Source organism: Euzebyales bacterium (assembly GCA_036374135.1).
Classification (GTDB): domain Bacteria; phylum Actinomycetota; class Nitriliruptoria; order Euzebyales; family JAHELV01; genus JAHELV01.
This window is the reverse complement of record DASUUK010000002.1, coordinates 1-12,196: the sequence shown is the minus strand read 5'-3', so window position 1 is coordinate 12,196 and position 12,196 is coordinate 1. Positions and strand designations below refer to the sequence as shown.

Genomic DNA, 12,196 nt, shown 5'->3' with positions numbered 1-12,196 from the left:
GCGGTTCGTTCGTCTCGACGATCTCCAAGATCAGCGTTCCGCTGGACGGTGACGCTCGAGGTCGATGCAGCGACCGGTGAGAATCGCAGCATCGTGGGCTGCAACCGGTCCGACAGTGCTGTGACGAAGCGGGTCTTGCCGATCCCAGCCGGACCCGTGACGGTGACGACACCCGCTCTGTCGGACGGCAGTGATTCGACAGCCGCCACGGCTGCGCGCAGCTGCGCGTCCCGACCGACGAGCGTCTGACTGCTCACCCGCACCACGGTCGTCACGTCCACCACTCCTCGCGCGTGGCTCTGGCATCCACGCCTCCGAGGTGATCATCGTTGACCACGGGTGCCCCGCGAGGAGACCGACGGGCACACCATCCAGAACCAGAAGTTCGAGCGCTCGATCCCGTTCGCTCTCCCCGCGTGAGGTCCTTGGACATCGTCGGCGACGGTCCCTCGCCTGCTGCTGTCGCTCGCGGGAGGCGTCCTGCTCGTCCGCTGGCGCCACAGCTGACCGTCGGACCGGTCGGTTCGCGTTCCCGGTCCGGACTCAGCAGCCGAGCGCCGACTGGATGGCGGCGCTGTGCGCGGCGAGGGTCGCGGCCCGGGCAGGTGTGATCCCGTTGCCGGTCTTGGCCTCGACCTCGTTGTCGAACGCGCCGAGTTTGCCGCACGCCGCGTTCGTCCTGCCATGCGTGCAGTCGCGGGCGGCGTTCCGCAGCTTGGAGGTCAGACTGTTCTCGAGGCCCTGCGGCAGACCGAGCGTCTCGACGTACTCGGCGAGCGCGGTCGTGTGCTCGCAGGGGTCGGCCACGACCGCGACGACGTCCCGCTGGGCCGTGTTGTTGTCGTTCGGCACGAGCCGCCAGTGGGCGATGGCTCCCGTGATCGTGTCGGCGTTGCTCGCGTCGCCGGTGGCCGAAGCGCTCGCGAGCAGCGACACGGGGCGTGCGGCCGCAGGCGACCACGAGAAGGGTCCGATCACGTCGGATGCTCCCGGGGTGATCGGGCCACCTGTGGCGAGTTGAGGTGTCGTCGCCGGCGACCAGTCCGCCGGCCACGCGAGGCCACCCGCCGGGTCCGCGTGGAACAGCTTCACCGAGCCATTCGTCGCCGGGGCGGTGCCGCGGTTGCCCACCCGCACGTAGACGTATCCGGGGAAGCCCGCGAGGGGCGCCTCGTGGGCCAGGCCGCCGTCAGGAAATCGCCGGTTCCAGATGTCGGCCGTCCCGGTGACGTCGTCGAGGTGCGGCAGGTACACGCCGCCGCGCCCGTCGTCGATGTAGACGTCGACCTGTGGCGGCTGCCCCGGATCGGTGGTCGGCGCGCCCGGCGCTCGGAAGAGACCCTGCGTCTCGAAGGCCCAGCGGATGACCTTGTGGTACGCGCCGCCGACGAGCCCTTCGGTGGTCCAGTCGAGGGCGTCGGTGGCCATGAGCCGCGCACACCAGTCATCCGGCGTCGCGGGATTGGTCAACGGTGTCAGGTCGCCGACCGCGCGCAGCACGAGATACGTGACGACCCGGGAGGCCAGCCTGCGCCGGTCGAGGCTGGCCGAGTCTCCACCGATGGCGCGATAGACACGGAAGTGGCACGTCGCGAGGATCTGCTCGCTGGGATAGCCGCCGACATCGTTGGCGCCGCCCCACCCCCAGCTGTCGGCAACGTCGCGGTTCATCCACCGGAGCGGCCGGAACGGTGTGTAGCGGAACCGCTCGACCATCCCCAACTCGCGCAGCATCGACTCGGGATCGGTCTGGATGCCCGCGAGACCATCCCCGGCGCTGTGCGCGAAGCCGAAGTTCGGCGAGTCGACGTGGTCCCAGAGGATCCCGTGACCGCCGATCTCGTGCCAGTGGACGTACTTGTCGACGGCACGGCCCAGCGGGTTCGTCGTGTCGGTGAGGTCGGCGAGGCAGTAGCCGACGAGCCCTATGCCGTCGCCTTGGGCATCGCCCTGGCAGTAGGCGTTGACGGTCAGGCCCGTCCCGCCGCACGCCCGGTGGTCGACGTGGACCGGGAAGTTCGTGCCGTCGAAGTAGGTGTTGCGGTCGAAGCCGAGATCCTCAACGACGGAGAAGAAGCCGTCGGCGTGGTAGTAGGCGCTCACGGCCGCGAAGTCGTTCGTGCGGGCCTGGTAGTCGAAGTCGGTCCCGGTCGGTTCGGTCGGCGCGGCGATGTTCGGCCCGTCGTCGTCGGAGAGCACCACGTTGCTGCCAGCGAGGGACTGCTGGCCGGCGGTCGGGCCGTCCAGGTGGTCGAGCGTGATGTCGTCGCGCAGTGGGTTGAGCACGACGTTGGGCTGTGCCGCGGTGTTGCCGAGGTCACCCGTGGAGCTGATCGGGTCGAGGGTGAAGACGAAACCGTTCACCCCGGCGACGAGCGCGCGCAGCCAGAGGATGGAGTTCGTCTCGACCTCGATCAGCGCCCGCCAGTTGAGTGTGTCGAACCCGGCATACGGCAGCGTGAAGACGACCTCGGTGACGAGGTAGTCGCCGCCCGCGCGGATGGTGTCGGGCACCGGCGGGAGCGGCAACGTGATCTCGACGTCGTCGGCCTCGAGGTCATGGGTCCCCTGCACGTGATCGTCGGGCGCCGCGGGCTGCCGCGCCTGCGGATCGTAGCGGTAGACGTAGAACCGGCTCTGGTTGACGTGCAGCCGGGCTCCGTCAACATCCGCCGAGCCGCGCTCGCCGGTACCCAGCCCGAGGGCGTTGCGGACCAGCTCATCTGCGCTGTCGTCCCGCTCTTCCGTCTCGCGCCCGCCACGCTCGCTCGCCCGCGTCGCCCGCTGCCAGCGCGCCACGGCCTCCTGTGGTGGGAGCTCGGCATCCACCTCCGGCAGCGTCGTGCTCGTGCTCTCGACCACGCGTGTCGGGTCGTCCTTCACGGTCACGGTGATGCCGGCGCGCCACACCGGGACGCCGAGGTGGGTCTGTGCGAACGCCACCGTCGTGCTGTCGAACTGCCGCTTCTCGTCGACGATGCGGTAGGCGCTGCCCGCCTCACGCGGCTCGTCGTGTGTGGCCCGCTCGGCCATCCCCTCGAGCGAGATGCCTCCGGTCTCGAGCGTGCCGGGCTGCACGCGGAGGTACTCGACCGCAGCCTCCCTCGGTGTCTGCGCACTGGACCGCCACTGCTCGTCGATGTGCAGGACGTGCCGGACCCTGCCTTCGTCGTCGGTCGCCACCTGGGCGTTGATCTCAGGCCGGAACTCCATGTTCATCGCGCATCCCCGTTCCTCGTCCGGTGCTACCGCCTCGTCCGGAGCGGCAGGCCCTGGCTGGGCGGAATGGCTCGGGCTGACAGACGGACAGCGATGTCGTCAGGTGGAGTTGTGCCTCGCACAGCCATGTCAACGCAATTCCACCACATCCGTCCAGAGCTGCCAGGTGACGCCCTGATACGCGTTGAGCCGCATCAGAGGCAATGGTTGGCCGACGTGTGCTCCACGCCGTGGATCGCAGCGGGACCACATCATCCGGTCGGCGGCGGGGCCGTGCGGCACACGGGGAGGTCCTGGTCGCGGCTGCGCATCACCGCGCCGCGCGGCGCCGTCACCGGTCCGGTCTGGAGCTCCGGGTTCGGCTTCGGCAAGCTCGACGTCGCGAGCCTGCTCGACTACTGACGCGGGAGTCCGTCGCCCGGCTCGCGGCATGGGTGATGCCTGCCACTGAGATGGGCGACCGGTACGGATCCTGCCGGCGCGGACTCCGTCATCCTTGCTGCGACAACACGCAGGAGGACACGATGACGGGAACCGTCGAGCGCCCCACGGACGGTACGGTCACAACCGATCCTACGCCGCGGGAGACCCCCTGGCGCGCTGCCGGTGCCGCGTGGGGCCATGCCGCGGCCGACTGGGCGTTCCTGTTCGAGCCGTATGCGCGCGATGCGATCGAGACAGTCTTCAGCCACGCCGCCGTAGGGTCCGGCACCCGATTGCTGGACGTCGCGTGCGGCAGCGGCATGGCTCTCGGCCGCGCGGAGCGGCTCGGTGCTGATGTCGCGGGAATCGACGCCTCGGATGCCCTGCTCGCGATCGCCGCCCGACGTGCGCCGACCGCCGAGCTCGTGCTCGGATCGATGTTCGGGCTCCCTTGGGGCGACGCGAGCTTCGACGTGGTCACGTCCTTCAACGGCATCTGGGGCGGCTGCGACGACGCCGTCGCCGAGATGGCGCGTGTGCTGCGCCCCGGCGGGATCGCGGCGTTCACGTTCTGGGGTCCCGGCCGGTCCCTCGACCTTCGGGGCTACTTCAAGCTGCTCGGCGGCAGCACGCCCGAGGTGCGTGACGAGCTCATCGACACCGCCCGCATCGGCGACCCGGGTGAGGCCGAGCGGATGCTTGACGCCGCCGGTTTCGACCTCGTCACCCGCGGGACCACGATGGCACGCTTCGAGTGGGCCGACGCCGGCATCGCATGGCGGGCCCTCCGGTCGCCGGGCATCGTGCCGCCGGCCCTGGAGGCCGTCGGCGAGGAGGAACTGCGTCAGCGGGCCCTCGAGGTCATCGCCCCGTTCCGCGCGCCCGACGGCAGCTACGTGCTCGCCAACGAACTCGTCCATGTCGTCGGCCGTCGCCACGGCTGAGATCCCACACAGCTCTCACCGACGTGGCAACCGACAGGTCCCGCCAGATGGACGAGCTGCACCGACCGGCGGTGTCGTAGTCGGTCAGGCTGGGATCAACGGCCCCCGATCGCCTCCACCGGCAGCGGCTGCCCGTTCTCCGCAGGCTCGAAGCTGCCCTCGTCCGTGCAGACCTCGATGAACTGCCAGCCCGTGTCGAGCTCGGGGTCCTCGTCGTACTGGCCCTCGGACGATTCTGAGAATGGCCGGGGCGCCAGGCACCCCGCGCTACTGGTGGCTGAGCGGTGCCGGCGGCACTGGCTACGCTGGCGGACCCAGAGACAGACGGATCCGCCCAACGTGAGCACGCTGACGCATCGCATCTGGATGGACGAGGCGCTGGTCGAGGCCCGTGCCGCCCAGGAGCACGCCGACGTACCTGTCGGCGCGGTCGTCGTGCGCGACGGGCGGGTCATCGCCCGCTCGCACAACGAGCGGGAGCGACGGCAGGATCCGACGGCGCACGCGGAGATGCTGGCGCTTCGCGCCGCCGCTCGGGAGATCGGCTCGTGGCGGCTGGAGCGGTGCGTGCTGTACGTCACCCTCGAACCCTGCGCGATGTGCGCGGGCGCGGTGGTGCTCGCGCGCATCCCCACGCTGGTCTATGGCGCGCCCGATCCGAAGGCGGGTGCGGTCGGCTCGCTGATGGACCTGGCCCGTGACGAGCGGCTCAACCACCGCGCCGAGGTGATCCCGGGCGTACGGGCCGACGAGTGCGCGGGCCTGCTGCGCCGCTTCTTCCACCATCGGCGCAACGCGGCGCGCGCGGCCGCTCGCGACGACACGGTCAGTGCGTCCGCGGGAACCGGTGCGGTCACGACCGGCGACGGTCGCACGCGATGACCGACGCGCCCACCGTGTTCGAGCAGGTCGGCGGTGAGGCGGCATTCCACGCGCTGGTCGACGACTTCTACGCCGCGGTCGAGCAGGACCCCGTGCTGCGCCCGCACTATCCCGAGGATCTCGAACCCGGCAAGCGCCACCTCGCGCAGTTCCTCGCGCAGTACTTCGGTGGCGGTCCGATCTACTCCCAGCAGCACGGACACCCGCGCCTGCGGATGCGCCACGCGCCGTTCGCCATCACCCGGGCCGAGGCGCTGCGCTGGGCGCAGTTGATGGCTGGCGCGATCGGTCGTCAACCGTGGCCGGAACCGGCGGCCCGCGAGGTGCTCGAGTACGTGGCGCGGGCCGCGCCGCACATGATCAACACACAGCTTGACGCCTCATGACGACGGCGGTCGGGCGTCAGTTGACGCTGACCCGGTCGTCGACGAGGTGCTCGACCGGCACACCCTTCGGCCGGAGGTGGGGCGGTAGCAACAGGGACTCGAGCAGTCGTTGATTGTGGGTCGGCTCGGAGAAGATCGCGGCCGCGACCAGTACGACGATCAGCGCCGGTCGCGCCAGCGGTGACCATGACCCACCGCGGCGTCCGCGGACGGCTCACGACAGCCCCTTCGTGGGCTGGCGGGGAGAAGTCGGACATGGGTGGTTCCGCGACATGGTGCACAGGTGCCTCGGGAGCGCGCGCGGAGCCGGAGGGATTCGAACCCTCGAGGGCGTTGCCACCCTACGGCCATTCCAAGACCGCGCCATAGGCCAGACTAGGCGACGGCTCCAGCAGAATCGGAACTCGGCGGGCAGTATAGCGAACAGGTGGTTGCACGCCGTCCGGGGAGTTGCATGACCGACAGCGCACGCGCGGGACCCGCGGGGTACCTCGGAGCGCGTTGGACGTTGCTGCGCATCCGCGGTGTGCCGCTGGTGATCGGCCCATCGCTGCTGCTGCTGGTCGGGTTGTTCACGGTGGTGCTGGCCCGTCAGCTCCTCCCACGCGCGGCGTTCGTCGACGCTCCCGGTGCCGCCTGGGCGACCGCTGCGGTCACGACTGCGCTGTTCATCGCCAGCATCTTCGCCCACGAGGTCGGGCACGCGGTCACCAGCCTCGATCGTGGGGTGGAGGTGCGCAGCATCACGCTGTTCCTGCTCGGCGGTGTGACCGAGTCCGTCGGCGAGCCCGAGTCGGCGCGCGACGAGCTCGTGATCGTCGGGATCGGCCCACTGATCAGCCTGGTGCTCGCGGCACTGTGCGGCGTGCTCGTCGAGCTGCTGCCGGACTTCTCGATCCCCGAGCTCGTCGCCGGGTATCTGGGGTGGCTCAACGCCGCGATGGCCATCTTCAACCTGATCCCCGGCTATCCCCTCGACGGCGGTCGACTGCTGCGGGCCGTGGTGTGGATGGTGACGTCGTCGCGCAACCTGGCCACACGCGTGGCCGCACGGATCGGGCAGGCGTTCGCCGCACTGCTGCTGGTCGGCGCGATGCTGTCGGTAACCGGGCTGCCCGACCTCGGCGTGCCCGTCGTCGGGCCCGTCCTGCGCCTCGCCGCGCGGTTGGGTCTGTGGGGCGGGCTGATCGGTATCTTCCTGCTGCGGTCGTCGGTCGACGCACACGGTGCGGCGCGCCGTCGTGAGCGGCTCAGCCGGCGGCGCGTCCGCGATCTGATGGGTGTCGTCCCCCCGACGGTCCCGTCGGGAGCGCTGCTGGCCGACATCGACGCCAGGCTGCAGCAACGTCCGTCGGTGCTGTGGCCCGTCGGTCGCCCGCTGGTCGGCGGTGTGACGCTCCGGGACCTCAACGACGTGCCCCGCGAGCGGTGGGCCGCGACACAGGTCGACGCGATCGCCGAACCGGACGTCTTCATCAGCGACGACACGCCCATGGACGAGGCCGTCGAGCGGATGTTCCGCGCGCGCGACCAGATGCTGATCGTGGTCCGCGACGGCGAGCCGGTCGGCCTGCTGACACCGAGCCTCGTGGTCGACGCCGTCACGTGAACGCGGTAGGCGACGGCGCGCCGACGTCCGCGACCGCTCGTCGCAGGCGGCGTCGGTACGGGTCGTTCCTGGTCGCCTGCGTGGGCGTGCTGTTGCTCGGCGGCGCCGTCGCGCCGCTGCCGGCGTTCATCGAGATGCCCGGCACGGCGGCCGCCATCCCGCCGTGCGTCGCGATCGACGGCCATCGTGACGCCATGGTCAACGGGAACTTCCTGTTGACGACGGTCGCGCAACGCGACGCCACGGTCTTCGGCCTGGCGGTCGCGGCCCTCCGGGGCGACCAACGCGTCGTCGGCGAGCGCCAACTGCTGGGAGACGACCGCCGCGACCAGTACCTGCGGCGCCAGCGGCGCATGTTCATCGACGCCACCGATCGGGCGGTCGTCGTGGCGTTGCGTGCCGCCGGGCTGACGGTCGACGTGGTGGGCTCCGGTGCCGACGTGGTCGATGTCATCGACGGCGCACCGGCCGACGGTGTGCTGCGCCCCGGCGACGTCATCACCTCCGTCGACGGCGAGACGATCACGACGGACGCCGCACTGATCGACGCCGTGAGCGGCGTCGATCCGCTGGATCTGGAGATCGAACGCGACGGCGCCGTGCGCTCCGTGCGCCTGACCCCCGAACCACGCGTGGTCGACGGTGAGCTCCGGCACATGATCGGCGTGCGCATCACGACGTTCGCGCCACAGGTGCGCCTGCCGTTCGACGTCGACGTGCTGTCCGGGCGGATCGGAGGACCAAGCGCCGGATTGATGGTGGGACTGGCGGTCCTGGACCTGGTCGACGACGACGACCTCGCCAAGGGTCGGCGGATCGCGGGAACCGGCACGCTGGGGATCGACGGCACGGTCGGCACCATCGACGACATCGACCTCAAGGTCGCAGCTGCCGCACGCGAGGGCGCGGAGGTCTTCCTGGCACCCGACGCGCAGGTCGACGACGCACGCAGCGCCGTGCCGGCCGGCAGTCACCTGACGGTCGTCGGCGTTGACTCCTTCGACGCCGCGCGTTCCGCACTGCAGCAGCCGGCCGACGAAGCGACGGCGGGCGGTCGGGCGCCGCCGCTCGCATGTCGGTCCCAGCCGGACGCCTGAGCGTCAACCGCCGGCCAGGCCGTCCCGATGGGCCACGGCGGCCGCCTCGCCGCGCGTCGCGACACCGAGCTTGGACAGGATGTTCGACACGTGCGTGCTCGCGGTCTTGCGGCTGATGTACAGCGCACGGCCGATCTCGGGGTTGCTGCGCCCCTCGGCGACCAAACGCAGGACCTCCAGTTCGCGGGCCGTCAGCCCGAACGGCGTGTCGGACGCGGTGCGTGGCCCGACGGCGATGTTGGCCCGGCGCGCGACCGCCTCGGCCTGCCGACGCGCCAGGGCGAGACCAGCATCGTCGGCGTCGTGCCAGGCATGTTCGAGCGCGGTCTCGGCCACGGCACGTTCGGCGGGGAGCACGGACTCGGCCTGGCGGATGCGCGCGACGGTCGCGGCGGGGACGAACCCGCGGTCGTCGAGCGCGGCTATCGCCGCGCGCCAGCGGGTGGACGCGTCGTCGTGGCCATGCAGGCTCGCCCACTCCGCGTCGGCCACCGCGGTCTGCGCCCGCCACATGGGACTGGCACCGTGGACGGCCGTGGTCCGGGACGCCGCCAGGCGGTCGTGCACGCGTGTGGCCGCCGCCCGCCCCGGTCCGCCACCGGTCAGCGCAGCGGCGCGCAGACCGAGCGCGTACAGCCAGCCGCCGTAGCGGCGCACGCCGTCGGCCTCCTCGACGTTGTCGAGGCCCGCCACGACGGCGGCGAACGCCGTATCCGGGTCGTCGCGGGCGAGAGCGAGCTCGGCCGCGAGCTCGTGCCGGGGTCCGGCCATCTGCGCCCCGGCGGCCACCCCGTGGTGGACGCGTGCCGCGAGCTCGAGCGCCTCGTCGGCGGCGTCGAGATCGTCGGTCAGCAACGCCAACTGGCCATGCCGGAGCTGGAGGTGCATGTCTCGGACGTCGGCGCCGCGCAGCGCGGCGGCCTCATGGAGGTGCATCCGCGCCTCGTCGAGACGACCGAGGTGGAGGAGAAACTCCGCGAGGTTGCCGTGCATCCATGTGCTGGCACTGCGCCGGAGGCCGAACTCACGCGCGACGGCCAGGCCCTCGCGGCCGACGGCGAGCGCTTCCTCGGCGCGTCCGAGGTTGAACAGGACGTCGGATTCGTTGACGTACAGGCGTGCCACGTGCAGCGACCCGATCCGCGCAGCCAGCTCCCGTGCTTCCGCGAATGCCGCGAGACCGCCGTCAGGATCGCCGAGGGCGGAGCGGACGACCCCGGCGCAGAGCAGTGCATGCATGTGATCGCCGTGCGCGCCCACCTCGCGCGCCACACGCACCGCCTCTTCGACCGGCCCCGCCGCCTCCTCGAGCCGCGGGGCCAGCATGAGGGCCGCGGCGTGGGATCCGAGTACCCGGGCACGCGCGGCCGACGGTTCCCGCGGGATCAGCGTGGCGGCGCGGTCGTGGGCGTCGAACGCGCCCGGATGTCCGGCGGCGTGACGGGCGTTGGCCAGCCACATCCACGCCAACGCCGCGGCTGTCGGCTGTTCGTCCTCGTCGAGGATGTCCAGCGCCGTCCGTGCGTAGCGCTCGGCCCGCACCGGCTGCCCCGCGCCATGGGCTGCCGCCGCAGCCGCGATCAACAGGTCGCTGCGCGTCGTTCCCGCCGCGTCGGCGGCGTCCGGCACGACGTCCCACAGCTCGAGTGCGCGTTCGAGGTGGTGCTGCTCGTCGGCGACGGCGAACGCTGCGTGCGCGGCGCGGGCGGCCTCCACCGACGCCCGCAGTGCGCGCGGTTGATCCTGTGCCGCCGCGTAGTGCCACGCCAGCGCGGCGGTCGCTCCGGCCGCTCCGGCGAGGTCCGGCCGTTCGGTGAGGATCCCGGCGATCTCGGCGTGCACCTGCACGCGCTCGCCGGGCAGCAGATCACCGTGCACGGCCTCCTGCAGCAGTGCGTGGCGGAAGGCGTAGCCCACGCCGTCGGTGCTGACCACGAGCACCTGCTCTGCAACGGCGTCCCGCAGCGCCTGCAGCAGACGGGGCTCCGGCAGGCCCAGCCGGCGACCCGTCACCATCGTGAGCAGCTCATGATCGACGTCGCGGCCGGCCGCGGCGGCGATCCGCACGACCGCCTGGGCATCGTCGGGCAGCCGGTCGACGCGGGACAGCAGAAGGCCGGCGAGGGCGTCGGGCACCGGCCCCACCACGGTGTCGGCGGCGGCGAGCATCTCCTCGGCGAAGAAGGGGTTGCCCTCGGTGCGCGCATGCAGGTCGTCGAGCAGCGCGGTCGTCGGGAGGTCACCGAGGATCGCGGCAGCCAGTTCGGCCAGCTCGTACCGGTCGAGCGGCGACAGCTCGATCGGCACGGCGGACGGGACCCGCCGCAGGCGGCCGACCAGTGGCCGGAGCGGGTGACGACGGCCCAGATCGTCGGTGCGGTACGTGAGCACCAGCACGACCGCTGCGTCGTCGAGTGTGTGCACCAGGTAGCTCACCAGGTCGAGGGTCGACTGGTCCGCCCAGTGGAGGTCCTCGATCGCGACGACGACGGGCGCGCGCCGCGCCGCGTGGCCCAGCAGTGCGGCGACCTGCTCGAACATGCGCAGCTGCCGGTCACCGCCCACGACGTCGATGACCGAGTCTCCCGTCGGGTCGGACGGACCCAGTTCGGGGACCACACGCGCGAGCTCGGTGCTGGCCTGCAACGGCCCGAACACCTCACGGCGGCGACCGGCCGGCGTGTCGCCGACCAGCGTACGGAGCGCCTCGACGACGGCGCCGAAGGGCAGCGACGCCGCGCCGAGCTGCAGGCAGCGACCGATGACCATGCGCGCGCCCGCGTCGCCGGCCCGGCGGCTCCATTCGTCGAGCAGGCGCGTCTTCCCGACACCTGCGTCACCGCCGACGAGCAGGGTCGAGGCGCGTCCGGCGGCGGCGGCGCCCAACACGCGGTCGAACTGCTTCAGCTCGTCGGCGCGACCGATGAGCCGTTCGCTGCGGATCGTGCGGGTCACGATTGCAGCGTACGACCTGCTCCGACCGCGTCGCGAGGGTTGTCGGGGCCGTCGATCACCGCGGGTTCCGCCGTGGACCCCGTTGCGGGCGTGCCCATCGGGATGGGATGTGCGTCAGGCACGGCAGTAGGGATCGGGCGGGTACGTCCTGTCCGGTCGGTGTTGCGACGGGCGGGCCCGGTCCGTTCCGCGGTCTGCCGGGCGCGTTCGGCCCGCGCTGCGGCCTGACGGGTACGCATGGTGTGCAGTCGCAGGTGTACGTAGTCGTGCATCGTCGCTCCCTTGGGTGCGTTGCGTCTCCGTGACGATGCGTCTCAGCACCCCGTCCCGATATCGGGCACCTGCCCGATTCCGGTGCCGAGGTGTCCGAGATCGCCACCCCGTACGGGCAGGTCGCCCCACCAGACGGCTGCTATGATCCGTGGTCCGTCGTGGTTGGTACCGGGCGGACGAGGGTGCGGTCCCGTGCGACGTCGCACCGTGAACCTGGTCAGGGCCGGAAGGCAGCAGCCATAAGCGGTTCGTGACGGGTGCTGCGGGTTCCCCGTACCTATTCGTCCGTCCGGTAGCGATCATGGCGTGGACATCGGCGGATGCTCCGAGGTGCCATGGCCCACGTCTCGCTCTACCGCAAGTACCGGCCACAGACCTTCGCCGAGATCGTCGGCCAGTCCCACGTCA

The 12,196-nt window shown here is 71.5% G+C and carries 9 protein-coding genes, 1 tRNA gene and 1 other RNA gene; 7 read left to right on the top strand and 4 right to left on the bottom strand.

All coding sequences use genetic code 11. The features are described from left to right. Both VFZ70_00195 and VFZ70_00190 read right to left on the bottom strand, forming a co-directional pair. A partial coding sequence (locus VFZ70_00195) for an ATP-binding protein (GenBank protein HEX6254204.1) occupies positions 1-275 on the bottom strand: 275 nt, incomplete at its 3' end. Between the two features lie 268 nt (positions 276-543). Then, a complete protein-coding gene (locus tag VFZ70_00190; protein ID HEX6254203.1) occupies positions 544-3,219 on the bottom strand; it encodes a hypothetical protein in 2,676 nt (891 codons plus the stop codon). 273 nt (positions 3,220-3,492) lie between these two features. On the opposite strand from VFZ70_00190, the gene VFZ70_00185 reads away from it, so the two are divergent. The 4 genes from VFZ70_00185 to VFZ70_00170 all read left to right on the top strand — a co-directional run bounded on the left by VFZ70_00185 (position 3,493) and on the right by VFZ70_00170 (position 5,854). Further along, positions 3,493-3,621: a hypothetical protein gene (locus tag VFZ70_00185; GenBank protein HEX6254202.1), complete on the top strand. Its 129-nt coding sequence runs from the start codon at positions 3,493-3,495 to the stop codon at positions 3,619-3,621. A 122-nt stretch (positions 3,622-3,743) separates the two neighbouring features. Further along, positions 3,744-4,586, top strand: coding sequence for a methyltransferase domain-containing protein (locus VFZ70_00180; GenBank protein HEX6254201.1), 843 nt, complete (start codon positions 3,744-3,746; stop codon positions 4,584-4,586). Between the two features lie 339 nt (positions 4,587-4,925). Next, on the top strand, positions 4,926-5,468 hold the full coding sequence (gene tadA, locus VFZ70_00175; GenBank protein HEX6254200.1) for a tRNA adenosine(34) deaminase TadA: 543 nt from the start codon (positions 4,926-4,928) through the stop codon (positions 5,466-5,468). Then, positions 5,465-5,854, top strand: coding sequence for a globin (locus VFZ70_00170; protein HEX6254199.1), 390 nt, complete (start codon positions 5,465-5,467; stop codon positions 5,852-5,854). The genes tadA and VFZ70_00170 overlap by 4 nt, the downstream gene beginning before the upstream one ends. A gap of 301 nt (positions 5,855-6,155) precedes the next feature. Here the strand turns inward: VFZ70_00170 and VFZ70_00165 are convergent. Further along, positions 6,156-6,244 (bottom strand) — tRNA-Ser (locus VFZ70_00165). A 64-nt stretch (positions 6,245-6,308) separates the two neighbouring features. Between VFZ70_00165 and VFZ70_00160 the strand changes: the two genes are divergently transcribed. Together VFZ70_00160 and VFZ70_00155 are read left to right on the top strand one after the other, a co-directional pair. After that, a complete protein-coding gene (locus VFZ70_00160) occupies positions 6,309-7,463 on the top strand; it encodes a site-2 protease family protein (GenBank protein HEX6254198.1) in 1,155 nt (384 codons plus the stop codon). A gap of 80 nt (positions 7,464-7,543) precedes the next feature. After that, positions 7,544-8,560, top strand: coding sequence for a PDZ domain-containing protein (locus VFZ70_00155; protein HEX6254197.1), 1,017 nt, complete (start codon positions 7,544-7,546; stop codon positions 8,558-8,560). Positions 8,561-8,563: 3 nt separating this feature from the next. On the opposite strand, the gene VFZ70_00150 is transcribed toward VFZ70_00155, so the two are convergent. Further along, positions 8,564-11,515 (bottom strand): AAA family ATPase, encoded by a 2,952-nt coding sequence (locus VFZ70_00150; protein ID HEX6254196.1) that lies wholly within the window; start codon positions 11,513-11,515, stop codon positions 8,564-8,566. A gap of 454 nt (positions 11,516-11,969) precedes the next feature. Between VFZ70_00150 and ffs the strand changes: the two genes are divergently transcribed. Continuing rightward, positions 11,970-12,067: signal recognition particle sRNA small type (gene ffs, locus VFZ70_00145), an RNA gene on the top strand. The last annotated feature ends 129 nt before the right edge of the window (positions 12,068-12,196 follow it).

Coding starts and splice junctions, on each gene's coding strand:
- VFZ70_00170 (HEX6254199.1), top strand. CDS start 5,465: ATGACCGACGCGCCCACCGTGTTCGAGCAGGTCGGCGGTGAGGCGGCA.
- VFZ70_00190 (HEX6254203.1), bottom strand. CDS start 3,219: ATGAACATGGAGTTCCGGCCTGAGATCAACGCCCAGGTGGCGACCGAC.
- VFZ70_00180 (HEX6254201.1), top strand. CDS start 3,744: ATGACGGGAACCGTCGAGCGCCCCACGGACGGTACGGTCACAACCGAT.
- VFZ70_00160 (HEX6254198.1), top strand. CDS start 6,309: ATGACCGACAGCGCACGCGCGGGACCCGCGGGGTACCTCGGAGCGCGT.